We start from the raw sequence: 26913 nt of genomic DNA on the forward strand, positions 1-26913 counted from the left end.
GGAATTATATGTTGAAAGACGTTAAAATATCCGTACGCCAATTTGCTGTGCTTGTGATGATTTACACGATTGGGACTACAATTTTAGTTATTCCATCGGGGCTTGCTGCTGATGCTAAACAAGATGCCTGGCTCGCAGCAATTATTGGAGTTAGCTTAAGTTTGTTAATCGTATGCTTATACAACAAGGTTGGTAGTTATTTTCCCAACATGACCTTAACTGAATATAATGAAAAACTGTTTGGAAAATGGTTAGGGAAGTTACTGTCCCTATTCTTTGTTATTTTTTCTTTTATCGGAGCTGCCACGGTCTTGTTTTATATGGGGAATTTTGTGAACACACAAGTCATGCCTGAGACACCCATTCAATACATCAATATTATTTTCGCCATGGTGGTTGTAATGGGGATACGACTTGGACTCGAAACTTTAATACGAGCGGCAGAGATTTTTTTTCCATGGATCATATTACTTTTTATTATTCTGGTCGTAACGCTATTGCCAGAGATTCAATTTGAAAAATTGCAGCCTATATTTTCAGTGGGAAGTAAACCTTTGATCAAGGCAGCCCTATCCTTTATTGGGACTTCTGCGCTTCCCTTCATCGTGCTGCTCATGGTATTCCCGGCACATGTCAATAACTTTCAAAAAGGAAAAAAAGCGTTCCTAATTGCTACATTATTAGGTGGAGCTTGTATAGTAATTATTACCTTTTTGTGTATATCGGTATTGGGAACTAAAACGACCTTAAGACAAATGTTTCCAAGCTATGCGTTAGCCAAACAGATAAGCATTGGTGATTTTTTTGAAAGAATTGAAATTCTTATCGCGGGAATATGGTTTCTAACGGTTTATTTCAAGACAACCTTCTATTTTTATGGTTTCGTTATGGGACTAGCTCAAATTTTGAATGTAAAAGATTATCGCCCTCTTGTTCTCCCTTCAGGAATGCTTCTGGTTGTTTATTCGCTCGTTGTATATCCGAATGTTGCTTATATGGCAGAATTTGATAGCAAATCTTATATCCCCTACGCTCTAACGATTGGACTTCTGTACCCTCTCCTCATCTTAGGGGTTTCAGCAATTCGAAAGTCAATGACAAAAACGAAGATCACTTGAATAGGTTGGGATACCGTGGAGTTCATCAAGAAAATATTTCGGAGTAACGATAACCGATCAACGGACACAAGGCTCTTTCAAAGTGGCTCAACGATCTCAAAGGAATCACTTGAGGAGTCAATAGAACTTAACTTTGACAAGATCAAGAAAGATTTTGGAAATAGTAACGATATTGTTATGCAGACCATGCTTCTGAATGGAGCAGATCCGATTCATATTGGCGTCATTTACATCAATGGACTGATTAGTCCAACTTCCATTCAAACCCTGCTCACCGAAAATCTAAAAGTTGATTCAAGTGAGTTCCCGCTTAATGCTTTAAGAAATGCCATGAGCACACTCGGTCAAGTTCACGAAATTCCCAATTTTGAATCCTTATATCAGTCTATTTTATCGGGGTCAACGGTTATTTTGCTGGATGGCAGTGTACAGGGGTTGGCAGCGAATACACAAGGCGGGGAGCATCGATCCGTCGAAGAACCAACCACCCAATCGGTTGTGAGGGGGCCGCGGGAAGGGTTTACCGAGCTAATAAGCACCAACACCGCACTTATCAGACGTAAAATAAAAGACCCTAACTTATGGATGGAATCCATGACAATCGGACGTGTGAGCAAGACGGAGGTCGCCGTCATGTATATGAATGGCATTGTGAATGACAAGCTAGTGGAGGAAGTAAGAATTCGGCTCGGACGCATCGATATTGATGCGATTTTTGAAAGCAACAATATCGAAGAGTTGATCCAGGACGAAACATACACCCCTTTTCCTACTTTGTACAATACGGAACGCCCCGATGTTATCGCCGCCGGCTTAATGGAAGGGCGTATTGCTATTCTTGTCGATGGCACTCCCTTTGTGCTTATGGCACCTGCGTTATTCACTCAATTTTATCAATCTGCAGAGGATTATTACCAACGAGCGGATTTTGCAACACTTCTTCGGTTTCTACGTTACATATGTTTTTTTATATCTTTGTTGGCTCCCTCCTTATACATAGCCATAACCACCTTTCACCAAGAACTGCTGCCATCCACTCTTCTGATCAGTTTAGCCGCTCAAAGAGAAGGGATCCCTTTCCCAGCTTTTATCGAAGCGGTCGTCATGGAAATAACGTTCGAAATTCTTCGAGAAGCGGGTGTGAGGTTACCGAAGACGGTCGGACAAGCTGTTTCAATTGTAGGAGCGCTAGTCATCGGTCAAGCGGCAGTAGAAGCTGGTTTGGTGTCTCCTGCGATGGTGATTATAGTTGCCATCACGGCCATTGCTAATTTTGTCATTCCCTCATTTAATATGGGGATTACGATTCGGATTTTAAGATTTCTTTTAATGCTTATTGCTGCTTCCTTTGGTTTGTATGGCGTTACTGTGGGGGTTATCGCAATCGTTCTTCATCTGTGCAGTTTAAGGTCCTTCGGTGTTCCATATATGTCTCCAGTGGCACCGTTTATTTCTGCGGATCAGAAAGATACGATATTTCGCTTGCCGCAATGGGCGTTATCTACTAGGCCTCGACTCATCAGTCAGAAAAATAACATTCGAGAAAACAATGCTTCTTCGAATAAGCCTGAAACCAGGACCTAGATAAAGGAGTCATCTATAATGCGGAGATGTGTCATACCGTTTGTTGTTTTGCTCCTCATGATTGTATTACTCACGGGATGCTGGAGTCGGAGTGAACTTAATGATCTTGCCATATCGGTTGGTATGGGTTTTGACAAAAAAGATGATCAAGTGCAGGTGACGATTCAAATAGTTAACCCTGGTGCAGTCGCTTCAAAAAGGGGCGGAACGGGAGTGACTATACCTGTAAGCACCTTTAAAGCTACCTCCCAGACCATCTTTGAAGCTTTAAGAAAAATAGCCACACAAAGTCCGAGAAAGGTATATTCATCTCATCTTCGGATTCTTGTGATCAGCGAAGAATTGGCAAGGGAAGGCATTACGCCTATTCTGGATGGGATTTCTAGAAATCATGAAATGCGAACTGATTTCTATATTGTCGTAGCCAAAGGAACAACGGCTGAGCATATATTAAAAACACTTACCCCCCTCGAGAAAATTCCCTCAAATAATTTGTTCACTACATTAGAGGTGTCAGAAAAGACTTGGGCGCCTACGGTAAAAGTAAGATTAGATAATTTAATTTCTGATCTGCAGACAGAGGGAAAAGATCCTGTGTTAACAGGCATACAAATCAAGGGTGATCCCAGAAAAGGTCATACATTAAGTCATGTGAACCGAACAGACCCTACTACTTACCTTCAATATTCAGGTGTAGCAATTTTTAAAAATGATAAGCTTGTCGGCTGGCTTAATGAACAAGAAAGTAAAGGATACAATTACATTTTAAACAACGTTAAAAGCACAATCGGACATATTACTTGCCCAAAAGGCGGTATTTTAGCAGTAGAAGCGGTGCGAACTAAGTCGAAAATGAAAGGGAAAGTGGAGAATGGCAAACCGCAAATTGATATTGATATTTCCCTTGAAGAGAATGTGGGCGAAGTCCAATGCAAAATCGATCTTATGGATCCCAAAATCATGAAGGAACTGGAGAAAATAGAGGGAAAAGAGGTGGAAAAGATTGTTGATTCCGCTATTCAAAAAGCCAAAAAATATGATGTGGATATTTTCGGCTTTGGTGAAGCGATGTATCGCGCGGATCCTAAATATTGGGACAAAAACAAAGGCAACTGGAAGGAGACATTTCTTGATTTACCCGTACATGTGAATACAAAAGTGAAGATTCGTCGTGTGGGCACCGTAAATGATTCACTGGTACAAAAAACAAAGGAATGATCTAAATGTGGAATATTGCTGCGATACTTTCGATAACTACAGTTATCGCGATACTGGAAATTCCATCGCTTCTGAAGAAAAGGAAGTATAAAGAGTTCGTAATTGTTTGTTGTTTATTATTATTAGGTACTGTACTAAGTATTGCCCAAAGTTTACATATGAAGGTGCCTAACCCCTTAGATTTCATTACTTTTGTTTTTCAACCTTTTAGCAAGTTAATACTCAGGCTTCTGCAATAAGGTTTTGTGCTACAATAGTTATAAACAACCATTAGGAGATGACATCATATGACGGAGCAATTAAACGAACAAGAGCTATTACAATTCATCGTAGACAAAACGAAGGCTGATCCTAAGCAAATTCAATTGGTATTGAAATATGAGAAGGATTTTATTGTCAAAGCAGAAGAAAATGCCAAAGGGGAAGTTGATATTGATAGCGATGAACTGATCGATCATATTCTGGGCAGACCCGATGTGAAATTGACAGAACTAGCGGTAGATACCATTCTGGAAGCTGAGATGGACTATTTAATGAAAAAGGGATTTGCCGGATACATCGATTAACTATGTGGTAAAAAGGAACAGGACACCTCTGAGATGAGGTGTTCTTTTTTTCGTAACTTAAAAGTTAATTGAATAACGCATATTGACAATGAGAGAGCTTGATATGATAATAATCTAAGAGTTATTCATGTTATTTAGTTAACTTTTAAATTAATTATATGGAGGCATTGATTACCGATGACGAACCAACCACGAGCTGAGTACCCTAGACCTCAATTTGTTAGAGATAGCTGGATCAATCTGAATGGCGAATGGGAATTTGAATTTGATGATGATCGTGTGGGCAGTAAAGAGAAGTGGCATTTAGGGAATAGAAAGTTATCCAAGACCATTCAAGTGCCATTCGCTTTTCAAAGTAAATTGAGCGGCATTGGGAGTAATGAGTTTCACGATGTTGTATGGTACCGCCGAGATCTAACTCTGCCCGAAGCATTCCAGAATAAACGGATTCTGCTTCACTTTGGAGCGGTGGATTACGAAGCTTCAGTTTGGGTAAATGGGGTGCTGGTTGCTAAGCACGATGGCGGGCATACCCCTTTCCATGCAGACATCACGGATGCACTTCAGGCTGGAACGAACAAGCTGGTTGTCAAAGCAGTTGATTATAGCAAAGATGTTACACTGCCGAGAGGGAAGCAATATTGGCATACGGATTCGGCAAGTATTTTCTATACAAGAACGACAGGTATCTGGCAAACGGTATGGATGGAAGCGGTATCTGTCGACGGCTACTTGGATAAAGTGAAAATTACCCCGGATATCGATGAGAAACAAGTGGAATTCCAATTCTTTATCCAGGGTTCTGACGCAAATGCCAAGCAACAGCTGAAAGTAGAGATTTCATTTAATGGAGAACTCGTTTCTGAAGATACGTATGGGATGAGAAGCAGCTCTGGGGCGAGAAAAATTCGTCTGAATGATTTCAACGATCATGGACTTGGTGCCTGGTGGACACCGGAGCATCCAAATTTATATGACGTCACGTTCACGCTGCTGGTTGATAATAAAGCTGTAGATGTGGTAACGAGTTATTTCGGCATGCGTAAAGTATCCATCGAAGACGGTAAACTATGCTTGAACAACCGCCCTTATTTTTTGAAAATGGTTCTGGATCAGGGTTATTTCCCAGATGGCAATTTGACGCCGCCTAGTGATGAAGCGATCAAGCAAGATGTCGAGTTAACGAAGGCAATGGGCTTTAACGGTGCGCGGAAACATCAAAAGCTGGAGGATCCAAGATTTCTCTACTGGTGCGATAAGCTCGGACTTGTCGTTTGGAGTGAGGCGGCTAATGCATACGAATATACAGAGAAGTATGTGAGTCGATTTACGAATGAGTGGATAGCTTCTATGGATCGCGATTACAACCATCCTTCCATTATTGCTTGGGTTCCCTTGAATGAGAGCTGGGGAGTGCCTAATATTCAAATCGATAAATTGCAGCAGCAGCATGCCCTGACCATGTATCATTTGACCAAATCGCTTGATCCGATGCGTCCAGTTGTGTCGAACGATGGGTGGGAGCTAGTGAAAACGGATCTGTTCACCATTCATGACTATGAGTGGCGTGGAGATGTGTTGGAAGAGCGCTACAGTTCTAGCGATAAAGCTGTTCATGCGATGCCAGCGAATCGCCGACTATTTGTAGAGGGCTTCCCTTATGAAAATCAGCCGATTCTTGTTACCGAATTTGGCGGTATTGCTTACAAGAAAAGCGAATGGGAAGGTTGGGGATATTCCGGGGCGGATAATGACGAGGATTATGAGAAAAAGCTGCGCGCTGTCATACGTCCTCTGCTAAACTCCGGTGTTGTACAGGGTTATTGTTACACGCAGTTAACCGATGTTGAGCAGGAAATTAACGGCCTTCTCACGTATGATAGAAAGCCGAAAATTCCTGTAGAAATCATTAAAGCTATTAATGATCGTAAGTAATCTGGGTTAAATGATTGAATACAAGGGAATCCTTAGGGGTTCCCTTGTTTGCTTGTGTGATGGTGTAGGATTTAAAAGTGTAACTATGTTGACAGAGGCAAAAAAAGGGAATAATATCTATTTTATATATGTCTAGTAGACATGTCTGTTAGAAATAAAAGGAGGTGTCCATCATGCAGGACAAAATCATTCTGGGTTTGCTGCTGGACGGGGATAAGTCGTCCTATGATCTTAAGAAAAGCATGGAGGCAAGCACCGGATTTTTCTATAATTCCAGCCAAGGGAGCATACAACCAGCATTAAAGAAACTCGTTCAGAATGGGCATGTTCATCTTACGGAGGTGCGTCAGGGGGGGAGGAACAAGAAGGTTTACTCGATCACAGAAGAGGGAGAAAAGGAATTCCTAAGTTGGGCTGGTGAGCCGATTGCCTTAGACAAACCAAGGGATCCGGCACTTGTCAAAATGTTCTTCTTCAACTACGTCGAAGATTCCAGAAAACTAGAACTCATCGAAGTGTACTTGAATGAGATCGAAACGGTCCGGTCCACATTGAAGATGTTTCAGCAAATGAATCGGGAACAACTCGGGAAAAACCAAGAGCTTCTCAACAACCCGAAGGTGAAAAGCAGGCTGGATACTTTGGAGTTCGGAAGTGATTATTATGAATTCTTGAAGGCGTGGTACGAGAGGTATGCGCAGAAAATAAAAGAGGAGCTGGGATCTTGAAAATGAAGGATAACAGGACGCTGAGGAACGTGATTATTTTCTCGCTTGTTGCGTTATGCTGCGGCTGGATCGGCCGACTGGTTGATTTGCAGGCTGGAACGGATGCGAATGGGAGTCTGGGGCAATTGATTTGGATTGTGTCTCCCCTCCTGATAATGGTCGTTTTGCGCAGTTGGATGGGAGATGGGTGGAAAGATTTCGGCATCAAACCTCGAGTCAAAGGAAACGTATTTCTCTATGTATTCAGCCTGTTATTCTTTCCTTTAATGACGATGGTGATTGTCGGAATCAGTTCAAGCTTGGGGTGGACGGATGTGTCCCCGATGTCTTCTCACTATTTGACGGCAGTCGGTGTAGCTCTTATACCAAGCCTCATCAAAAACATTTTTGAGGAATTAGCATGGAGGGGCTATTTGGCTCCAAAGCTATATACGCTTGGTTATCATCGTTTTATCGTTCATATTGCCGTGGGGTTAATTTGGGGCGTATGGCATTTTCCTTATTTATTTCTATTCGTGGATACCACGGAAAGCATGATCACCTATATCCCTCGCATGATGCTTGGCGTAATCGTCATGGCGGTTCTATACGGTGAGATTCTGTTGATGACTCGAAGCGTTTGGCCTGCTGTCTTCATGCACATGGCTGGAAATGCCTTCATTGATACGTTGATTCTGAAAAAGTTCGTACTCGTGCAAGCAGAATTTAGTTATTTGGCTATGCCTAGTCCGGAAGGAATTATCGCCATTGTCTTAACGGCACTTGCCGGTCTATGGATGTATAAAAGAAGAAAAAGAACAACGCTTCGGCAAGGACCTCATGGCTTCCCAACACAGCCGGAGCTACCGGTCTAGAATAAAAGTAATCGCCGTCACCTCATTTAAGAGGCGAACGGCGTTTTGTTTTTACCCTTTGACAGCGCCAATCATGACGCCTTTGACGAAATACTTTTGCACGAAGGGATACAAGATTAGAATAGGCACCGAGGCTATCATGATAGTTGCATATTTGATCGTTTCCCCTATTTGAAATTGCTCGGCCGCATTAGCCCCTGATGACATGGAATCGGTATTATTCGCTATTAATATTTCTCGCAAAGTGAGCTGGAGCGGGTAGAGGTCACGATCCTTCAAGAAGATTGAGGCATAGAACCACCCGTTCCACTTCTCAACGGCATAGTACAAGATCATCACGGCAATGACAGGCATGGAGAGTGGGATGATGATACGAAAAAGAATCACGAAATGATTGGCCCCATCCATTTTAGCAGATTCCTCCAAGCTTTCTGGGACCGCCATGAAGGCTGTACGCATGATGATCAGATTAAATGTGTTGACGGCAAAGGGCAAAATGGTCGCCCAAAGCGAGTCAATTAAACCAACACCTTTTACAACCAGATAGAGCGGTATAAGTCCACCGCTGAAAAACATCGTTAATACGACAACGAAGATGAAGACACGATTCCACATCACATTTTTACGGGAGAGCACATAAGCGCCTAGAGCAGTAACAATAAGGTTCGTAATGACGCCGAAGAAAAGGATAAACAACGTATTTTGGTAGCCTTTTAGAATAGCAGGGTTATGAAAAACACTTTTGTAAGCTTCTAAACTGAAGCCTAGAGGCTTAATCAGGAACCCTTTATGCGTGATCAATTGGCCAGCGTCGCTAAACGAAGCAAAGGTGACATAAAGAAGAGGATACAGGGTAACAACAACAAGCATAAGCAACAAGATGTGGATTAACGTGACGAATAATCTGTCCGAATAGCTCGTTTTCATCTCAACACCACCTCCATCACCATAAGCTGTTTTCACTTATCTTTTTACTTATTTTGTTTGCTGCAATGAGTAAGGCTAGATTAATCAAAGAATTGAACAAACCAACCGCTGAGCTGTAGCTCCAACCAAATTCTACGAGCCCTTTACGATAAACGAAAGAAGAGATGACGTCCGCCGTATCGTAGGTGCTGGGGTTATAGAGCAAAATGATTTTCTCGAAACCAACGTTCAATAAATTCCCCATGCGTAGAATGAACATGATCGCAATAGTTGGTAGAATGCCCGGTAAGGTAATATGCCAAATTTGCTTGATTCTGTTGGCCCCGTCCATTTTCGCCGCTTCGTACTGCTCCTGGTCAATGCCCATGAGTGCGGCTAGATAAATAATGGATTCCCATCCGATTTTTTGCCATATTTCAGATAAAATATAGATCGTTCGGAACAATTCCGGTTTCTGCAGCATTGCCGTATCATTGAAGCCAAAGTAAGTCAGAAAGTTATTAATTAAACCGCCGTTATTCGTAAAGTCTTTGATCATCCCGACAATAACGATGAGTGAAATAAAATACGGCATGTAGGTGACCGTCTGAACGAAGCGTTGAAACTTTTTATTCGTAAGCTCATTAATAAGAATCGCCAAAATAATCGGAGCCGGGAATTCAAAACATAGCGAGTAAAGGGAAATAATGACGGTATTCTTGAGAATTCGCCAGAAATAATAGCTGCTGAAGAAATCATTAAAGTGCTGGAAGCCAACCCAGCTACTACCCAGAATGCCTTTATTAGGGGTATACTCTTTAAACGCAATCAAGGCTCCATACATCGGCGCGTAATGGAAGATAATGTAGTAAGCCAGAACGGGAACCATCATCAGGTATAAATATTTATTCAGCAGAAAATCGCGCTTGAAGCGTATTTGGAAGGTTGCTTCCCCTGCTTTACGCATGATATCTCTCCTTTCGCCGTGAGATTCTAGTAAAGTGGGGAGAGCCGCTGCCCTCCCCCTGGCCTGTCATCTACCTTTTGTTGTAACGATCTAAGGATGCCTTTTTAATTTCGAGTGCACGGCTTAGCTTAACGGATTTGAATTTTTCCATGTATTTATCAAAGCTATCCACTGGTTCTGTTCCTAAAATAATTTTGAGCGTCATTTCATCGACTAGTGTATTGAGGTCAGTCATGATTTTGGCAAGCTCTGTGCTTTCTTCCGGTGTAGCTGTAATAGGAGGCAATTTGTGTTTATCAACATCCGTTTTTTGCCAAGTGGTAACAGCATCGCGTTGTGTTTGCAAAGCCAGATATTGCTCGATATAGCGTTTATCTTGAACGAAAGGACCATTATAGTTACCACGGATGTACAGTGACAGAGCTTGTGCCGGAGCCAATTTATCCGGATTTTTCATGAGAAGGTCCGTATATTTCGGGTAGCCGTTTTCCATTTTATACGAAACGCCTTCGGTTCCAAAGTTGAAATAATTATGGCCATCTTCAGAGTAACCATAGTCAAGAAGCTTTGCTGCGGTCTCAATATTCTTGGAAGAAGCTGTAATAGCAACCATACCTCCAGGCGAATTCGCTGGATCCTTCTGACCATACATCGCGATGTCGCCTTTTTTGAGAACCGGATATGGAGCCCCGATGAGAACGCCTTTAGCATCTTTAGCTGTAATTAGCGGCTGCCATTTACCAATACCGCCACCCGCATTTTGTACGGTAACACCTGTTGCGCCGGAGGCCATGTTGGCATCTAAGGCTTTGCCATCCGCCGTTGCGAAGTTTTTATCGATAAGTCCTTCTTCATACCATTTGTGGAAGGTAGCCAGGAAGTCTTTGTAGCCTTTCTCAGCTGGACCAAATTTAATTGTTCCATTATCGATGTAGAAATCACGTGTCACACCGAAGGCACCGGCGAAAGCGCCGTTTCCTAGCTCGTTAAAAGGTCTGGGAACACTTACGACAGAGAAAGCGGCTGTAGCGCCTTTTTTCTCCTTGAAGGCTTTAAGTGTTGTGTACCATTCATCAATGGTTTGAGGGACAGGCAGACCTAGATCATCAAGCCAATCTTTCCGAATGATAGGACCTTGGTACACACGCAGATAATCATCGCCGCGGATAAAAGGGAACGAATAATAGCTGCCATTATCGGTTTTTACTTGTTTATCAACATCCGGATGCTCTTTGAGGAATTTTTTTAAATTTGGAGCAAATTTATCAATCGTATCGTTTAGTTTCAAAATGTAACCGTCTTTGATCGCTTTTTCAGGTCCGCCAGGGAATGCTCCCTGCCAATCAAACTCAATCATATCGGGCAGATCACCTGATGCTAACATAACATTAAGAGCCTGAGCGCCCTGGTTCGTAGGCGGAGCTAGGAATTTCAATGGAACGCCCGTTTTCTTCTGCCAATCCTGGAAGAAGGGAACATCTGCATGCGCTGCTTTTACACCCGTTAGGTTACCGGGAAGCTCGCCCCAGTAGGTCAATGTTTTGTCCACTTTTAGCGGATAAGTGACAGCGCCACCACTGGAAGCGGTCGTTCCACCGGCAGTTGCTTTGGGACTAGCGCTGTTGACTGTACTCGGGGTGTTGGATGAGCATGCGACGACTAAGCTCCCCATCAATGATGTTGTAACCAGCATGGTGAACATTTTTTTTCTGTTCTTTTTCATAGGTTGACCTCCTAAGCGTTTTTCGCCAGAAAAACTGGCCGTGTAAGCATTTCCGAATTTAGAAAACTGGTATCGAAGCAATACGGAGTTTCCCTGGAAAACTGTTATTAAGATTGTGTGAGGTGAAGAGCTGTATGTCTAACCTAACTATATGATAGCGTTTCCAATATAACTATCTGCAAAATATCCAATTGGTTCTCGAATTCTGTGCGTAGACTCTTCAAAATATCCAATTGCTTCATCAATTTAGCCAATATTACTTGTTACACAGCAGAAAGTTGCAAAAGTCTAACGTTGTATTCGGGGAAAGCCCGGTGATTGTACCGGATGGATGAATCCTACTCTCTCGAACTACAACATTTGCAGTTTTGTAAAAACAAACCAGCGAAATTGGTTGTAAGCTGTACAACTTTCACTATGTTAAAGAAGGGACAGCCCAGCGGCTATCCCAATCAAATGTGTGCTTTATTGCCTTATCTCTTTTATTTTTCAATCAGCTCTTTGTATTTCCCCGGAGTGATGCCCTCAACCTTTTTGAAAACACGAATAAAAGCATTAATATCATTGAACCCCACCCCGTATGCCGCATCACCGACCGACTGTTCTTGCTGCCCCAGCAGCTGCTTGGATTTCTCAATTCTGACCTTATTAATGCGATCAAGCAGCCCCTCTCCCACATAATCCTTGAATAGCTTCGAGAGGTAGGTGGCTTTGCGGTTAAAATGACTGCCAATCATCGTGACATTCAGATTGGCATCTGTGTAATTATGTTCGATGTAGGTCGTCACTTCATTTACCAATTGCTCCAGTGCTTTCTGTCGTGTAAGTGAAATCGTATGCTGCCGTTTGGCTGATGTGTAGGCACATACTTGCTCGAGCATATCACTGAGCTGGACCTGCATGTCTTGAACGGTTTTGCTGCATAGAAGGCGGTCGAGCAGTTTGGGGTTGCGTATAAAGAAGCTTTCCTGGATATCTCCGGTTTCGCTAAGGCTTTTCATCATGGTGGTTACCAGGTTGAGCATGAGGCACTTCATTAAGGAGACTGAAATGCCAGGATTATCAAAGTTTTTATTCATAATCTCGGTAAGAATCATCTGTGCTTCTTCAAGCTCCCCCAGCTTAACGGCATACATGAATTGCTGCTCAATCTGCGTTGGATAATAATAGCCGGTATTAGAGTCGCAAGTGGTATTTGATTGCAAATCGTCATACGATAGAATCTCTGGTCCACCCATAACAAGCTTGAAGGCCATGGAATCTAGAGCTTCTAAGAAAGCTTGCGGTACATTAGCGATACGATCATGGATACTGCTTATTGAAATTGTTAAGTTAATGTCGTAGGTGGAAGAGAGGAAAGTTTGCGCTTTGTCTGCAATTCTAAGTAACTCCAGCTTGGAGCTATTGCCATCTTCCGTAGTTAAATTGACTAAACAGGCGAGGGTATCATCAATCTCAGATGCATAGCCGCGGTGCCGTTCCGATATTAGTTCCTCCACGACATTCATAATAATAAATTGAAGAAGCTTCCATTTATCCCCTTCAGGCGTATGGTTAATCCGCTCAAAGAAGGTTGTACTCTTATCGACAACAAATAGCATAACGGCAAAATCCTGCCGGTCCAGCTTCATTTCAAAGGTCGTTAAGGCCTCATCGATCGGAAGCTGGCTGTCCAGTTTTCCTTTAAACAGCTTTTCGATAAAATGAGAGCGGACAATGTGCCGCTGCTGCTCCATTTTACTTTTGAAATTGGCAATTTCGATCAACGTACTGTCCACGGCTTCTTGAAGGAAATGAAATTCATTGTACCGTTTATTAGATTGTAAGGTTTGTTTTTTGGAAAACGCATGAACCAAGCGACGTACTGGGTTGTAATTTCTTCTTAGAAATACGTAGGTTAGAATACCCCCGCCAAGCAAACTGATTGCCATGCTTGTATAAGTCAGGTTACGGATGTGAGCCGCTTTTTTCCAATACATGGTGCTGGGCATCATAGACACATATTTTAGTTTGGAACGTGGTGACTGAATGTTGAAAACTTCATATTTCTCGCCACTAGAGTCGGTGTAATAGAAATTGGACGAGCTCTCTAATTGATCAAAAGGAAAATCAGTTGGAAGTGAATCTGTGGAGTTGGATGCCAGAATTTGATTTTCATTATTAAGGATGAGTACGTGACCTTTGTTGAAAATTTCCATATTTTGAATGGCGCCAATAATACGAGATTGATCGACCATAATGACATTGGTAGCTAGCGGTTTATTATGCTCTTCGGGGTATGTGCTGATGTAGGCTACCGTTTTTCGCAGCTTATTGTCGTCGCCAATTCGGTACATGGGAATAAAGCCTTTGAAATTGCTTCGAGTCACGATAGCTTGCCAAGCAGAGAACGAGAATTCATCGCTCATATGTAAAGTTTCATAGGCAAAGCTATTTGTTCTAACGGTGGTAGGAAGAATAGTAGATTGATCTTTATTCAAATAAATATAGAAAGAATCAATCAGCGGGTAGGAGGTTTTGTACATGGAAAGAATACGTGAGATTTGATAAGCATCATATCGATATTCTTTGGGAAATGCCTCATACTTATTTGAATAAAGCAGCTCCTGGACGCTTACATTCCACGTAATCTCGAAGTTCAGCTGCTCCATGGTTTTAAACTGATTGTCCATAATTTCCCGAACTTGTTTTAAAAGAGAATCATTAGCTTGCTGAATTTCTTCCTTCAGTGTTTTGCTGGATTCCATATACAATAATAACCCGATTGCCACGGGTAAAAGTAGAATGACGATATAGGAAATCATCCAGGTTAAGACAATACTTTGTCCATTAAAGAAGATTTTATTCCGCATAAGCAAATTCATCCCCTCACAATCGATCATCGATAAGGAGCACTAGGATATTGAAATGAATGCGCTCTCATGTATTGTATTTCCTTTCCATCGTTCAAGTCAACGATAGAAAGAACCCATTTTTTACCAAATGGGAATTTATAAGTTTCTAATTTAAATCGGAGAACGAAATTCTTATTGGCGAATAAACGTAATATAGGGATCTTTGGTCGTAGATCAAAGTCTCTCCTCGCTAAGCGCGGTCGCTCATCTTCGAAAGACCTTGATAGAGGTTTATCTCATGCGGATTCCTCAACGGGTTTAAACCGATTTTTTCCGAAAAAGAAGTAGAATAAATAGGAGATTACTGTATAGACTACAGCTGTGATGCAGAAAGCATACGCGTAGCCGTAGTAAGAGCCATAGCGGAAAACAAGGCCCGTACTTACTGGTGAAGCAAGGAACCAACCTAGATGAAAAACGGCTTCCCCTGAACTGGATGCTAACCCCCGAAGAGATCGGTTGACGTAACTCATTTTGATCGAATTATAAAAAGGATTAGCAGCGTTCATTAAGGCTTGCCGGAACAAGTACCCACCCGATGATAAGTAAAAGTTAGCAGAAAAAGCGGTCAGGAGGAGAAATGGGATTGAACATAACTGCAGGTAGACGACAGATTTAACCTCTCCGAATCTCTTTACAATCATGGGTCCAATGAGAAAAGCAACCGCCGTTGCAGCTTGACCTAAAGCTACAACGATACCAATTGCGGATTTCGAAGCGTCAAAGCGATCTTCAAAATACACATTTAAATAGGGGACAATCATACCCCCGCCCATGGATGACAACAAGCCTAATAAACAAAAAATACCAATTACCTGTAAAGATGGTTTATGTACACTCCACACTTGTTTCCAATTTAATGATTCGCCACGTGGCTGTATTTCTTGCTCACTTTTCTCAAATAAAGCCATAGGTATAAAACCAAGTGCTGCGATACCAACTCCAATTAATAAAGTAAATCTTAAGCTTCGAATTTCGTCTAAACCTATAATGAATTGAAAAAAGTCACAAAGAACGCCCCCCAGTGCAATACCAACTACATTCGCTAGCATGACAAGAGCCATATTAAAGCTAAATAGGTGAACGCGCTGCTGTGGGGTAGAGTTGTTGGCCATAAAAGGTAGAATGGTTGCAGAAACAACAGCAAGAGCCATACCGCCCAAGAATGACGAGATGAGCATCCCCTCTTTGACTTCAATAAGAGAGCGAGCCGTCAAAGTTACGATGGTAAAAATGAGACCAAATGTAATGACTCGCTTAGGTCCGAAACGATCATTCATTAGGCCCGCGGGAATGAGAATAATGGCCGCTGCCAGTGATGCCATTCCAACCATGCTGCCAACTGTCGTTTGGTCATAGCCGAGACTTCTAACATAAAGGTTATAGACGAGACCAAACATACCTAAACCTAAGTTCCATACAAAATTAAACCAAAAGAAGAGCATAATATTTCGGCTGTACCCCTGAAATTGTGACTTCCATTCACGTAGTAAGTTTGTCATTTATATTCCTGCCTTTGTATTCTGTGTCTAAATTGTAACCGCCTTATCCATTCTACCACTGGTAAATAATTTTGAACACGGGAAAGACTTGATATTCGATCTGATCTGTATAATAATAAGTAGTCTAATCTACGAAGCAGGGAGCACATAACTGAATGTCTACACCAACGAGTACCGTGACCGAAGATCAAAAGCCAGAAGTCGAACAGATAGAAATTTGGAAATGTAAAGAGACAGATTGTAAAGCATGGGTTCGCAAAGAATTCGTTACGGAAGCTTTACCAACTTGTCCATTATGTAAAAATCCGATGGTTCGCAGTTATAAGCATGTGCCTGTGACAGCTAAAAAAGGAAATAAAAAGTTTTTAGTTGGGAAAAAACGATTCTAGTAAAATTCAAAAGACCAGTAGCATCTTCGCCCTAGCGTGAAGAGAGATGCTCTTGGTCTTTTTTTTGGAAAGAATGGCAGTGTCCAAGCATAAGATGGTAGAGAGGGGGAGTGTGCCTAATGCAATGGCCTGAACTTAATCTAAGTGACGACGCGACCAAGATACTTTACAAACTTCGGGATAGGAAGCAGGAATGGGACAAACTCAAAGATACGCAACCTTTATTCGCCATTCTGACAGGTGGCCTGATTCTCTATTTCATTATCTCTTTCTATCGAAAGATCATATTGGTTTCAGGCGGCAATGCATTAGCCATCCTCGATTTGCTTATTTCTAATAAGCTTCTATCAGGTTCGCTTCTGGCTTGTATATCATTGTTCCTATTTACACAGAATCGTGTGACTAGGATTGAAAAAGCGAAAACAAAATACGAGAATTTAAGAATAGAAGTTATCGAAAAGTTTGACGCTTCCTGGTTAAAGGACGTGAAGTCGGAATCTCGGGATCAAATTTCTAGCTTTCTAGATAGCGAATATGATATTAATATTGTATATAAAAGTAAGTAGGGAGCGAGGATGACAGAACGGATGAGATATGAATGTCGCTATGTAGATGCAGAAAACGGAAAATTGAAGTGGGAAGATATTGAGGTTGAGACCCCTTATTTAAGGGAAGTTGTAACGGGAGAGAAGCCGCGGCTTAAGACTCGCTTTCGCGCATGTTGGACAGCTGATGCATTGCACATACGATTCGAATGTGAGGATGATCACGCCGTGGCAACGATGGAGCGGCGAGATGATCCTATTTATTTGGAAGATGTGGTTGAGGTGTTTATTGATAAAAGCGGAACCGGAGCGGTATATTACGAGTTCGAAGTGAGTCCACGAAACATCGTATTCGATGCTTTGATCCATTATAACGGTGGAGATAAAGAGATTGATGTTGCATGGGATGCGAAGGGAATGCATACTCAAGTTTTGGATGGGGCCGATGGGTGGAGGACTTACGATCTGCGGATTCCTTTTGCAGATTTGGATTGGGAGCGGGGGGAAAACTTTACACCTCATCATGGTGCTGAGTGGCGTTGGAATGTATATAGAATTGATGATGATCTTGAAGGGAATCGACATTATTGGGCTTGGTCCCCCACAGGGAAAGTCGATTTCCATATACCGCATCGATTTGGGACACTTGCTTTTGTGAAAGAATAGATAGAGTAGAATAGTAGGTGCGCTGTAACGATGTTTTACATCGTTAATGTGGGGAAGACGCGCGAAAGTGCCTCTGTAGTGATGAAAAACATTCTTAGAGTAGATGGAAAAGAGCGACGTCCCCAGAAATATGGGCTGTAACGATGTTTTACATCGTTAATGTGGGGAAGACGCGCGAAAGTGCCTCTGTAGTGATGAAAAACATTCTTAGAGTAGATGGAAAAGAGCAACTTCCCCAGAAATATGGGCTGTAACGATGTTTTACATCGCTAAAGTGGGGATGGTACGCGAAAGTAGCTCTGTAATGATGAAAAACATTCTTAGAGTAGATAGAAAAGAGCGACGTCCCCAGAAATATGGGCTGTAACGATGTTTTTCCTTGCTAATTTGGGAAAGACGCGCGAAAGTGGCTCTGTAGTGATGAAAAACATTCTTAGAGTAGATAGAAAAGAGCGACGTTCCTAGAAATATGGGCTGTAACGATGTTTTACATCGCTATTGTGGGAAAGGTGCGCGAAAGTGACTCTGTAGTGATGAAAAACATTCTTAGAGTAGATGGAAAAGAGCGACTTTCCTAGAAATATGGACAGTAACGATGTTTTACATCGCTACTGTGGGAAAGGTACGCGAAAGTGGCTCTGTAGTGATGAAAAACATTCTTAGAGTAGATGGAAAAGAGCGATGTCCCCTTAAAGCAAAAGCAAAGCCCTCCAGCTTTATTAAAAGCTAGAGGGCTTATTACATTTGAGCGCTAAGCTTCATTCAGCACGTCATTTACCTGCTGCCAAGCCCAATCGAGCTCTTCTTTCGTAATTGTAAGAGGCGGAGCCAAACGAATAATGTGCTCATGTGTCTCCTTGCATAGCAGACCCTTCGCTTTCAGCTCTTCACAGAATGGACGCGCTGAAACCTTAAGGTCAATGCCAATGAACAGCCCCCGACCGCGAATCTCCGTAATCTGCGGAGATTGAATTTCCTGAAGTCGCTTCAGGAAATAAGCGCCAAGCTCATCCGAGCGCTCTGCGAGCCGCTCGTTAAGGGTGACCTCAAGCGCCGCGATCGCGACGGCGCAGCCGAGCGGATTACCCCCGAATGTCGAGCCGTGGGAGCCCGGCTCGAAAACATCAAGAACCTCCCGATCACCGGCGACCGCCGAGATCGGGAACACGCCGCCGCCGAGGGCTTTGCCCATGATGTACAGGTTCGGCGTTACGCCTTCCCAGTCGCAGGCGAAGCGGCGACCCGTACGGCCGAATCCCGTCTGGATTTCGTCCGCGACGAACAACACCTTATTCGCCTGACATAGCTCATAGCATTCCCGCAGGTAACCGGCCTGCGGAATCACAATGCCAGCTTCGCCTTGAATAGGCTCAAACAGGAACCCCGCCGTGTTCGGCCCGATGGCCTCACGCAGTGCCGCCGCATCCCCGTAGGGAATAATGCGGAACCCTGGCGTAAAAGGCCCGAAGCCGCGTTGATATTCCGGCGAAGATGAGAAGGAAGTGATTGTCACCGTCCGACCGTGGAAATTTCCTTCACAAACGATAATTTCCGCTTGATCGGCGGGGATTCCTTTCACTTCGTAGCCCCAACGACGAATAGCCTTTAGAGCGGTTTCGACCGCTTCGGCCCCAGTATTCATCGGTAAAATCATCGGCTTACCAGTGTAATTCGCTAATTTTTCATAAAACGAACCTAACGTTTCGCTATGGAAAGCCCTAGATGTCAGTGTAACCTTCTCGGCTTGCTCATGAAGCGCTCTCAGAATGTGCGGATGACGATGTCCTTGATTTAAGGCGGAGTAAGCACTAAGCATATCCATGTAGCGGTTGCCTTCTGGATCCTCGACCCATACGCCTTCCGCTTTCGATATCACGATAGGCAGCGGATGGTAATTGCGTGCCCCGTATTTTTCCGTTTTATTAATAATCATCGCACTCTTCGTATCCATAAGTATTCCTCCCTGACGTGCAGCTTGTAAGCCAAACTCGCCGGTATTCACTGTATCCTTCTAATTGTCTCACATAGCGAGCTTGTTTAATCCATTGTATTCGTCAACTCATGAACGTTGCAATATAAATCCTAGGAGGTAAATCCCCTATGCTTTTGTGCTTCTCCTAGCATATATAAATACATAGCTGTAGACAGTGATACAAGTCTTCACGAAATTGGCCAAGTTCAATCATTATGTGCAAATCCTATTGTATGTTTGAGATTAGGAGAAGACTTGAATTGTTAAAATAGGAAATATTATTAGAAGTGGGCAAATTGATCAGTGGTCAAAAATTTATTACAGAACGTGTCAGATATTGCAGGATTCTTGAAAGCGGTCGCGAATTCTTCAGATGAGCGCTTATGAATGCCATGCATGGCGTTCAATTGTTCTAGCGGCAGAGAGTTAGAAGGAATTTCGGAACACCTACTTCGCAACGTCGAGCAATATACTTTGTAGAAAAAAGGAATGGTGTCTACGATGACTCATCGCATTGAAAAAGACTTTATTGGTGAAAAACAAGTTCCATCCCAAGCTTATTACGGCATTCAAACGATGCGTGCATTAGAGAATTTCCCGATTACGGGTGTTAAAATTCATGCAGAGCTCATTACAGCCTTAGCAGAAGTAAAAAGAGCAGCTGCAATAGCGAATATGGAAACACATATGCTCCCTAAAAAAATCGGCGAACAATTAGTCAAAGCAGCCGAAGAAGTGCGACAAGGTCAGCTCCTTGAGGAGTTTATTGTTGATTCTATTCAAGGCGGAGCGGGAACCTCCATTAATATGAACATGAACGAAGTGCTTGCTAACCGGACGTTGGAGCTGCTAGGCGAGGAAAAGGGCAATTATTTCCATTGTAATCCGAACAACCATGTCAATATGTCGCAATCCACAAACGACGTTATCCCTACCGCCATCAAAATTGCCGCTTACCGTTTATCTGAGCAGTTGACAGAGACTATGACTTCACTCCAGCGTGCTTTTGCCCGTAAGGAAACGGAATTTGATGATGTCATCAAAATGGGGCGAACGCATCTCCAGGATGCAGTTCCTATTCGTATGGGCCAAGAATTCGGCGCTTATGCACGTGTCATCCAGCGCGATATCAACCGTATTCGCCATGCTTCTAAGGGGCTTTTGACCGTTAATATGGGGGCTACTGCTGTAGGAACAGGGCTTAATGCAAAGCCTGAGTATGTGGAACGCGTTATGTTTCATCTAAAGGGACAGGTGGGAATCCCCATTGAACTAGCCGAGCATTTGGTTGATGGTACCCAAAATATGGATGCTTACACGGAGCTATCCGCTTCCTTGAAAGTATGCGCCGTTAACCTTTCGAAAATATGCAATGATATCCGATTAATGGCTTCAGGTCCTCGCGTAGGCTTAGGGGAGCTGAAACTGCCGCCTAGACAACCGGGGTCTTCCATAATGCCAGGTAAAGTAAACCCTGTTATGCCAGAAGTTGTGAATCAGGTGGCGTTTCAAGTCATTGGCAACGATCACACCATCTGCTTGGCCTGCGAAGCAGGTCAATTCGAACTTAACGTAATGGGCCCCGTACTTGCGTTTAACCTTCTACAATCGCTGAAAATACTGCGGAACGCGGCCGACGTGTTCGAGCGTTTTGCGATTGAGGGCTTGGAAGCTGACCGCGAGCGCTGCAAGACTTACGTTGAGCAAAGCTTTGGCATTGTCACAGCTTTGAACCCGCATCTCGGCTACGAAGTCGCCGCGCAATTAGTGAAAGAAGCTGTGCGCACTGGCATGACGCTCAAAGAGCTCATCCTAGAGCGTGGGCTGCTTACAACTGAGGAGATTGAAGAAATCCTCAATCCAATTCAGATGACTACTCCGGGCATCGCTGGTGAAAGATTGCTGCAGCCTGCCGACTAAGGCTGGGTGGTGGAAGCTTTGAAGTCTACGACTGTTGGCTAAAGCCTGCTCATAAAACGAACGCCCCCGACCCATCGGTTGATGAGTTGGGGGCGTTATTTTTGGATTTACAAGAATCGACTAGGCAACGCCTGCGAGGCCAGATGTACCAAGAGGAACGACGATGCCTTATTTATTTTAAATTGCATCTTTTTGAACATTAAAGGGAAGCTGGATACTTTATTTAGCCATTTTTGGACTAAATTGGACTCTTAAAGTGGAATAAGGCATTGACGTTCCGCCGCGCTAGCTTTTATAGCTAATTTCAGGCAAATAAGGCATCGACGTTCCCTTTCGAAAGTAAAAGACCCGAGATTTGACCATTCCACAGGATTAACTGTGTTATAGAAGTGAGGAATCAAACGTTTAACGATTCATAAAAGGTCAGCTTATTCCCGAACGGATCCGTGATGCAGACTTCTTTGGTCTGCCAGGGGCTCATTTCTATGCCGGGGCGAGAATAGGTATATTTTTTATTTGTCAAGCTAGTATGAAAGGCTACGATGTCCACGATTTCTATCCGAACCGCTGCACCCGGGCTGCAATCCCCATAATGCTCAGATAAGTGCAATTTGCATTCACCTAAACTGACCTCCATGTAAAGCGGCATATCACTCTCAAAGCGATGCTCCCACTCTAACGAAAAACCCAAATAATCTATGTAGAATTCCTTTGCCTTCATCTCGTCGAACATTCTAAAAATGGGCGTGACACCTTTAATAGTTGTTATAGCAATCATCTCCTTGTTTTATCGTTTGTGTAAGGACTTGAATGTTTTGAGCCGCCTATAGCATTTACGAGTACATAAAAGGTTAGGTAAACCGTCATGATAACAAACCCGACTAATAAGCAGAAAACGAAGGCTTCTTGATGCAAAGTTTCTCGCAGGATTTCAAGTATTCTGTTCGTGTGTAAAGCGTCCCAGCTGTTTAAGCGATATTCTCTTCCCAAAAGTATGCCGTACCCGCATAGAAATGCGGTCAATGCGATGATTAGCCAAGAAACAAAGTGATTGAATCGCTCTTTCCATATCTTTTGAATGATGTACATGGAGCTGCATCCTAGCAATAGACCGTTCCATGCAAATAAGAAGATGATGAAAAAATCATACCAATAGGCAAAGGAGAGCGTTCCCTTTTGTACATAAGAGTCTTTCAAAATCGTTAAATGAATGAAATCTGTAAGGACATATGGAGAGTTGGGCAGGAATAACAACCAGGCTAAACCTACTATGATTAAAATGAACTTTTGCAAGATCGTAGATTTTCGAGTGTGTATAAAATAGGCTGCGGCAGCAAGGATATACGGAATCCAAGCAAGGAATAAGTTCCAAATTAGAAATTCAAAGTAGGTTTGGTTTTTGAACAAAAAGTAGACCCCAATTGTGGAAAGCGAGAGCAAGATCAGAAAGAGATGCAGGTACCAGTGATTCAAGGTTTTCATTGTAGCTCCACGCTTGGTCTATGTATTTGGCAGTGAGTGATGCCGCCTTACCCAAGATTATGTCTATATCTTACATTTATTTCCTACCTGTAACAAGCAAATAACCCGTTATCCTCGCAGCTTGGCGGAGAGTAACGGGTTTTGTACATTCGATATGTGGTGAGCCTCGCGAAAATGACTATTAATAGTTTCAACCTATAGAATCTGCTTGCCCAATAAAGAGCTGATTAAGCCGACGGCTAATTGGGATGTTTTGTTATTGTCGTCGAGAAGAGGATTCACCTCAACGAATTCGGCTGATGTCACAATCCCTGCTTCATGCAGCATCTCAACAGCTAAGTGAGCTTCGCGGTAATGAAGTCCACCTTTTACAATCGTGCCTGTTCCAGGTGCTTCAATCGGATCCAGAGAATCGACGTCAAAACTAACATGCACGCCGTCTGTTTTACTGCTTATATAGTCAATGGCATCTTGCATAATGTAAGCCATTCCTTTGCGATCTATATCGTACATGGTATAGCATTTGATTCCCAAAGAGCGAATGAGTTTCTTCTCGCCCTCATCGAGAGATCTTGCTGCAATAAGGACGATATTCTCCGCTTTCACCTTATCATGGCTGCCCATAATGTTGGTTAATAAAGGATGACCCATCCCTAGACTGACGGCCAATGACATCCCATGAATATTACCGGATGGACTTGTATCCGCTGAATTTAGGTCGGAATGAGCATCGATCCAAATGACGCCCAAGTTTTGATAATGGCCGGATAATCCAGCTAAAGTCCCGATAGCTATGCTATGATCGCCGCCAATGACGAGAGGAAAACGTCCTTGTTCCACGACCTGAGAGACTTGTTTAGCCAGAAGTGTGTTTACTAGGGTAACCTCCGCCAAATACTTGAGGTTCGTTTGATCAATTTCAGCTGCCAAGGGAGTCGCCTTATCGTCCGGCAGACGGATATCAGCAATATGATCGACTGTGATATCCATTTGCTGTAGACCTCGAATTAAACCTGCTTGCAAAATGGCTTTCGGTCCTTTGCTGGCTCCGCGTCGACCTGCTCCAAGATCAAATGGCACAGTAATCGCAGCAATTGTCGGCTTGTTACTCATGCGATCAGCTCCTCTTGTTCGGGCTTCAGATAAAGCTTCGTTTGTAATTAGATTATCATAACCCAGCTCATAATTGGAGATTTTTAATTTGGTTCCTGTGGCAATTGCTGCCGTAAACAACAGGTTAACTCATTTACCAACATCGTTATATGTTAGGCAATATAACACAATGTGAATAATAAATATAAAATGCAAGTTCAAACAGTCTTTATTTATCATTATAAACAAAATGAAAGTGATATATTGTTCTGAATCCTAAAAGATAGTGTTTTATGTGTTATGTATATTGACATGATATCTCATTTTCATTACGATCATGGTGAATTAAACAATTCATCATGGGATTGGAGAACAGGTCCTTATGTTACAGGCAAATGAATTAGACATGTATACCGCGATTAAGGATGCCATTATCGAACAAAAGCTTCGTCCCAATATGCAGTTAGTCGAAGAGGTGCTGGCAGAGTCTTTTGGAGTGAGCCGCACTCCTGTGCGCAATGTACTCCGCCGACTGGCGAGTGAGAAGTTGGTAACTGTCATTCCTTACAAAGGAACTTTTGTTGCTTGCCCATCCACACACGAGGCTAAAGAAGTGTTTGAAATGCGCAGAGTGATTGAAGCGGCGGCGATCCGCAAAGTGTGCGATACGTTGACAGACGATCAGTTTCAACAATTGAAAATAATGCTGGATGATGAGCATGAAGCGCATCAGCAGGGTGATCTACTAGGAGCCCTACGAATTACGGGTGATTTCCATCTCCGCATTGCTGAGTTAGCGAGCAATTATTACTACTATCGTTATTTAGAAGAATTGATTGCTCTCACTTACGTGATTATCGCCTTTTATGGGATGAAGAAAAATAGGTATTGTCATGATCATGAGCAAATTTTAGCAGCTATTAAGCTTGGGGATGCGGATTTAGCTGAGCGATTGATGGTTGAACATTTAAGCGAGATTGAAGCATCTTTGGATTTCGAAGAACATAGTACGAAGCCGCATTCACTTACAGATATTTTCAAGTCCAGTAGTTATGCAGTTGTTAAAAGATAAATGAGTGGAGTCCATTTTTTTACGGTAGATTGTATACAATCTTGTGTGTGATGTGGAGTGCTAATTGCATACAACATGTGAAAGCTTCGAACAAAGTTGAGAACTACGGAAGGGGCGAGGGAATGAAATTAACGGCAAAGCAAGTGGGGAAGAGCTTTGGAGATCGAGTCGTGCTTAAACAAGTTGACTTGACGGTGTATTCTCATGAATTTATTTGCATCTTAGGGCATAGCGGCTGCGGTAAATCAACACTTTTGAATATGGTGGCCGGATATTTACTCCCTGATGAAGGTGAAATAAAGGTCGATGGCGAGATGATTAAAGGCCCATCGAAATCGAGGGGAATGGTCTTTCAGGATCATGCTTTGTTCCCTTGGTACAATGTTCTCGAAAATATTTCATTTGGGCCTGAAGTACAAGGCGCGTCCAAGGCAAAAGCCAAAGAAATCGGCAAGGAATTCCTGAGTCTGGTTGGACTTGAGGCTTATGCGAATCATTATCCAGCTGAATTGTCTGGGGGTATGAAGCAGAGAGTGGGAATTGCTAGAGCACTTGCGAGCTCACCGGAAATATTGTTGATGGATGAGCCGTTCGGTGCTCTCGATATTTTGACCAGGGATATGATGCGTAGAGAACTTAGGCGCATATGTGCGAAGCTAAGGCCGACTATCCTATTCGTTACACACAGTATTAGCGAAGCGGTCTATTTAGCTGATCGGGTTGTTGTGATGAAGGATGGCGAAATAGCAGAAACGTTTTCCATCCAAATTGAGCATCCCAGAACGTTTGAATCCCCTGGATTTAGTGAAGCGATGAGCAGCATTGAGCGAATTCTGATGGAAGATGAAACAGAGGAGGCAATCTGATGAGTAAAACATCGGTAACGGTCATTGCTGACAGTGATTTGCTTCCAACTGAGACTAAGTATGTCGAGCAGCCGAAGAAGCGCAAAAGGTTCAAAGAAAGTGTTATGCAGAGATGGAACATCATGCCGTTCGTTACCTTCTTCGTCATCTGGGAACTATTTGCTCAACTGAATGAGAGATTTGCTTGGTTTAATCCAATATTCCTGCCTCCACCATCCCTGATTGTGTCGGATGCCTGGGTATTGGCTAAGACGGGGATTGTGTTAGAAAGTTTAGTTTCCAGTTCTATTCGTATAGCTTTAGGATTCGTCATTGGCTGCTTATTCGCCGTATTGTTCGGAGTGTTAATGAGTAAATTTCGAACGTTTGAACGTTGGATGTCGCCAATCCTCAATCTCGTAAGCCCGATTCCAGCCTTGGCTTTGCTGCCGCTATTCATTATCTGGTTCGGTATCGGAGAGTTTCCCAAGGTACTCCTCATAGCTTGGACAACATTCGTTCCTGTACTTGTTTATACAGTTGACGGTTTTAAATCCGTGCCGTCTACACTCATTCGATCAGCCCTTAGTTTAGGCGCTTCAGAGAGGCAAATCTTTACCCGGGTTATGATTCCGTCTGCGATTCCGAATTTTATAGTAGGTGCGCGGGTCAGTCTGGGTCTGTCTTTCTCGGCTTTAATTGTCTCGGAAATGATGGGTGCGAAATCAGGGCTTGGTTATATCATCGTGGATGCCAGAAATTATTTCAAAATTTCCAACATGTTTGTCGCCATTATTTTAATTGGCTTGTCATACAGTTTGTTTTCAGGTTTAGTGAAAATTTTGGAGAGGAGGGTCTTGGCGTGGCGTAAGGGAGGCATGAGAGATGCTGTTGAGAAATAGAAGCAAATGATGACCAAAAAAAGAGAAGAAAAG

General features: G+C 42.9%; 23 protein-coding genes. 14 read left to right on the top strand and 9 right to left on the bottom strand.

Going from position 1 to position 26913, the window contains the following annotated elements; translation table 11 throughout:
- Positions 1-8 precede the first annotated feature (8 nt).
- The 7 genes from ASD40_RS32980 (at position 9) to ASD40_RS33015 (ending at position 8003) form a co-directional block, all read left to right on the top strand.
- Positions 9-1118, top strand: a complete 1110-nt coding sequence (locus ASD40_RS32980) for a GerAB/ArcD/ProY family transporter (RefSeq protein ID WP_057307358.1) — start codon at positions 9-11, stop codon at positions 1116-1118.
- Between the two features lie 15 nt (positions 1119-1133).
- Positions 1134-2702 carry a spore germination protein gene (locus tag ASD40_RS32985; RefSeq protein WP_082562611.1) on the top strand — a complete coding sequence of 523 codons (1569 nt, stop codon included), beginning with the start codon at positions 1134-1136 and terminating at the stop codon, positions 2700-2702.
- An 18-nt stretch (positions 2703-2720) separates the two neighbouring features.
- Positions 2721-3920: a Ger(x)C family spore germination protein gene (locus ASD40_RS32990; RefSeq protein WP_057307359.1), complete on the top strand. Its 1200-nt coding sequence runs from the start codon at positions 2721-2723 to the stop codon at positions 3918-3920.
- 287 nt (positions 3921-4207) lie between these two features.
- Positions 4208-4486 (top strand): hypothetical protein, encoded by a 279-nt coding sequence (locus tag ASD40_RS33000; protein WP_057307361.1) that lies wholly within the window; start codon positions 4208-4210, stop codon positions 4484-4486.
- A gap of 177 nt (positions 4487-4663) precedes the next feature.
- Complete coding sequence (locus ASD40_RS33005) at positions 4664-6421, top strand: glycoside hydrolase family 2 protein (protein ID WP_057307362.1); 1758 nt, start codon at positions 4664-4666, stop codon at positions 6419-6421.
- A 173-nt stretch (positions 6422-6594) separates the two neighbouring features.
- On the top strand, positions 6595-7149 hold the full coding sequence (locus tag ASD40_RS33010; RefSeq protein ID WP_057307363.1) for a PadR family transcriptional regulator: 555 nt from the start codon (positions 6595-6597) through the stop codon (positions 7147-7149).
- 2 nt (positions 7150-7151) lie between these two features.
- On the top strand, positions 7152-8003 hold the full coding sequence (locus ASD40_RS33015) for a CPBP family intramembrane glutamic endopeptidase (protein ID WP_235549487.1): 852 nt from the start codon (positions 7152-7154) through the stop codon (positions 8001-8003).
- 51 nt (positions 8004-8054) lie between these two features.
- Here ASD40_RS33015 and ASD40_RS33020 read toward each other — a convergent pair whose 3' ends face one another.
- The 5 genes from ASD40_RS33020 to ASD40_RS33040 form a co-directional block, all read right to left on the bottom strand.
- Positions 8055-8930 (bottom strand): carbohydrate ABC transporter permease, encoded by an 876-nt coding sequence (locus ASD40_RS33020; protein ID WP_057307365.1) that lies wholly within the window; start codon positions 8928-8930, stop codon positions 8055-8057.
- A 16-nt stretch (positions 8931-8946) separates the two neighbouring features.
- The gene (locus ASD40_RS33025; RefSeq protein ID WP_057307366.1) at positions 8947-9876 is read right to left on the bottom strand and encodes an ABC transporter permease; all 930 of its coding nucleotides are present in this window, start codon (positions 9874-9876) and stop codon (positions 8947-8949) included.
- Between the two features lie 70 nt (positions 9877-9946).
- Positions 9947-11599 carry an extracellular solute-binding protein gene (locus tag ASD40_RS33030; RefSeq protein WP_057307367.1) on the bottom strand — a complete coding sequence of 551 codons (1653 nt, stop codon included), beginning with the start codon at positions 11597-11599 and terminating at the stop codon, positions 9947-9949.
- A gap of 482 nt (positions 11600-12081) precedes the next feature.
- Positions 12082-14451, bottom strand: a complete 2370-nt coding sequence (locus ASD40_RS33035; RefSeq protein WP_057307368.1) for an AraC family transcriptional regulator — start codon at positions 14449-14451, stop codon at positions 12082-12084.
- 278 nt (positions 14452-14729) lie between these two features.
- Positions 14730-15995, bottom strand: coding sequence for an MFS transporter (locus ASD40_RS33040; protein WP_057307369.1), 1266 nt, complete (start codon positions 15993-15995; stop codon positions 14730-14732).
- Positions 15996-16150: 155 nt separating this feature from the next.
- Between ASD40_RS33040 and ASD40_RS33045 the strand changes: the two genes are divergently transcribed.
- The 3 genes from ASD40_RS33045 to ASD40_RS33055 all read left to right on the top strand — a co-directional run bounded on the left by ASD40_RS33045 (position 16151) and on the right by ASD40_RS33055 (position 17595).
- Positions 16151-16384, top strand: a complete 234-nt coding sequence (locus tag ASD40_RS33045; RefSeq protein WP_052229221.1) for a cold-inducible protein YdjO-related protein — start codon at positions 16151-16153, stop codon at positions 16382-16384.
- A 119-nt stretch (positions 16385-16503) separates the two neighbouring features.
- On the top strand, positions 16504-16950 hold the full coding sequence (locus ASD40_RS33050; protein ID WP_057307370.1) for a DUF2663 family protein: 447 nt from the start codon (positions 16504-16506) through the stop codon (positions 16948-16950).
- Positions 16951-16971: 21 nt separating this feature from the next.
- On the top strand, positions 16972-17595 hold the full coding sequence (locus ASD40_RS33055; RefSeq protein ID WP_057307371.1) for a carbohydrate-binding family 9-like protein: 624 nt from the start codon (positions 16972-16974) through the stop codon (positions 17593-17595).
- 751 nt (positions 17596-18346) lie between these two features.
- On the opposite strand, the gene ASD40_RS33060 is transcribed toward ASD40_RS33055, so the two are convergent.
- The gene (locus tag ASD40_RS33060; protein WP_057307372.1) at positions 18347-19546 is read right to left on the bottom strand and encodes an ornithine--oxo-acid transaminase; all 1200 of its coding nucleotides are present in this window, start codon (positions 19544-19546) and stop codon (positions 18347-18349) included.
- 522 nt (positions 19547-20068) lie between these two features.
- Here ASD40_RS33060 and ASD40_RS33065 point away from each other — a divergent pair.
- On the top strand, positions 20069-21487 hold the full coding sequence (locus ASD40_RS33065) for an aspartate ammonia-lyase (protein ID WP_082588180.1): 1419 nt from the start codon (positions 20069-20071) through the stop codon (positions 21485-21487).
- Positions 21488-21884: 397 nt separating this feature from the next.
- Here the strand turns inward: ASD40_RS33065 and ASD40_RS33070 are convergent, their stop codons facing one another.
- The 3 genes from ASD40_RS33070 to rocF form a co-directional block, all read right to left on the bottom strand.
- Entirely contained in the window at positions 21885-22265 is a 381-nt protein-coding gene (locus tag ASD40_RS33070; RefSeq protein ID WP_057307374.1) for a glyoxalase superfamily protein, read from the bottom strand.
- Positions 22262-22969 (bottom strand): DUF1361 domain-containing protein, encoded by a 708-nt coding sequence (locus tag ASD40_RS33075; RefSeq protein WP_057307375.1) that lies wholly within the window; start codon positions 22967-22969, stop codon positions 22262-22264. Before ASD40_RS33075 ends, ASD40_RS33070 begins: the two co-directional genes overlap by 4 nt.
- 195 nt (positions 22970-23164) lie before the next feature.
- Positions 23165-24082 (bottom strand): arginase, encoded by a 918-nt coding sequence (rocF, locus tag ASD40_RS33080; protein WP_057307471.1) that lies wholly within the window; start codon positions 24080-24082, stop codon positions 23165-23167.
- Between the two features lie 361 nt (positions 24083-24443).
- On the opposite strand from rocF, the gene ASD40_RS33085 reads away from it, so the two are divergent.
- The 3 genes from ASD40_RS33085 (at position 24444) to ASD40_RS33095 (ending at position 26880) form a co-directional block, all read left to right on the top strand.
- Entirely contained in the window at positions 24444-25133 is a 690-nt protein-coding gene (locus ASD40_RS33085; RefSeq protein WP_057307376.1) for a GntR family transcriptional regulator, read from the top strand.
- Positions 25134-25255: 122 nt separating this feature from the next.
- Positions 25256-25999 (top strand): ABC transporter ATP-binding protein, encoded by a 744-nt coding sequence (locus ASD40_RS33090; RefSeq protein ID WP_057307377.1) that lies wholly within the window; start codon positions 25256-25258, stop codon positions 25997-25999.
- Positions 25999-26880, top strand: a complete 882-nt coding sequence (locus ASD40_RS33095) for an ABC transporter permease (protein ID WP_057307378.1) — start codon at positions 25999-26001, stop codon at positions 26878-26880. Before ASD40_RS33090 ends, ASD40_RS33095 begins: the two co-directional genes overlap by 1 nt.
- Positions 26881-26913: the final 33 nt, after the last annotated feature.

This window comes from Paenibacillus sp. Root444D2 (assembly GCF_001426375.1).
Lineage (GTDB): Bacteria > Bacillota > Bacilli > Paenibacillales > NBRC-103111 > Paenibacillus_E.

Bases quoted from the DNA above. Each gene is read 5' to 3' on its own strand.
- ASD40_RS33040 (WP_057307369.1), bottom strand. From the start codon at position 15,995: ATGACAAACTTACTACGTGAATGGAAGTCACAATTTCAGGGGTACAGC.
- ASD40_RS33030 (WP_057307367.1), bottom strand. From the start codon at position 11,599: ATGAAAAAGAACAGAAAAAAAATGTTCACCATGCTGGTTACAACATCA.
- ASD40_RS33055 (WP_057307371.1), top strand. From the start codon at position 16,972: ATGAGATATGAATGTCGCTATGTAGATGCAGAAAACGGAAAATTGAAG.
- ASD40_RS33060 (WP_057307372.1), bottom strand. From the start codon at position 19,546: ATGGATACGAAGAGTGCGATGATTATTAATAAAACGGAAAAATACGGG.
- ASD40_RS33065 (WP_082588180.1), top strand. From the start codon at position 20,069: ATGACTCATCGCATTGAAAAAGACTTTATTGGTGAAAAACAAGTTCCA.
- ASD40_RS33070 (WP_057307374.1), bottom strand. From the start codon at position 22,265: ATGATTGCTATAACAACTATTAAAGGTGTCACGCCCATTTTTAGAATG.
- ASD40_RS33090 (WP_057307377.1), top strand. From the start codon at position 25,256: ATGAAATTAACGGCAAAGCAAGTGGGGAAGAGCTTTGGAGATCGAGTC.
- ASD40_RS33050 (WP_057307370.1), top strand. From the start codon at position 16,504: ATGCAATGGCCTGAACTTAATCTAAGTGACGACGCGACCAAGATACTT.
- ASD40_RS33085 (WP_057307376.1), top strand. From the start codon at position 24,444: ATGTTACAGGCAAATGAATTAGACATGTATACCGCGATTAAGGATGCC.
- ASD40_RS33020 (WP_057307365.1), bottom strand. From the start codon at position 8,930: ATGAAAACGAGCTATTCGGACAGATTATTCGTCACGTTAATCCACATC.
- ASD40_RS32990 (WP_057307359.1), top strand. From the start codon at position 2,721: ATGCGGAGATGTGTCATACCGTTTGTTGTTTTGCTCCTCATGATTGTA.
- ASD40_RS33025 (WP_057307366.1), bottom strand. From the start codon at position 9,876: ATGCGTAAAGCAGGGGAAGCAACCTTCCAAATACGCTTCAAGCGCGAT.
- ASD40_RS33015 (WP_235549487.1), top strand. From the start codon at position 7,152: ATGAAGGATAACAGGACGCTGAGGAACGTGATTATTTTCTCGCTTGTT.
- ASD40_RS33095 (WP_057307378.1), top strand. From the start codon at position 25,999: ATGAGTAAAACATCGGTAACGGTCATTGCTGACAGTGATTTGCTTCCA.
- ASD40_RS33000 (WP_057307361.1), top strand. From the start codon at position 4,208: ATGACGGAGCAATTAAACGAACAAGAGCTATTACAATTCATCGTAGAC.
- rocF (WP_057307471.1), bottom strand. From the start codon at position 24,082: ATGAGTAACAAGCCGACAATTGCTGCGATTACTGTGCCATTTGATCTT.
- ASD40_RS33005 (WP_057307362.1), top strand. From the start codon at position 4,664: ATGACGAACCAACCACGAGCTGAGTACCCTAGACCTCAATTTGTTAGA.
- ASD40_RS33035 (WP_057307368.1), bottom strand. From the start codon at position 14,451: ATGCGGAATAAAATCTTCTTTAATGGACAAAGTATTGTCTTAACCTGG.
- ASD40_RS33010 (WP_057307363.1), top strand. From the start codon at position 6,595: ATGCAGGACAAAATCATTCTGGGTTTGCTGCTGGACGGGGATAAGTCG.
- ASD40_RS33075 (WP_057307375.1), bottom strand. From the start codon at position 22,969: ATGAAAACCTTGAATCACTGGTACCTGCATCTCTTTCTGATCTTGCTC.
- ASD40_RS32980 (WP_057307358.1), top strand. From the start codon at position 9: ATGTTGAAAGACGTTAAAATATCCGTACGCCAATTTGCTGTGCTTGTG.
- ASD40_RS33045 (WP_052229221.1), top strand. From the start codon at position 16,151: ATGTCTACACCAACGAGTACCGTGACCGAAGATCAAAAGCCAGAAGTC.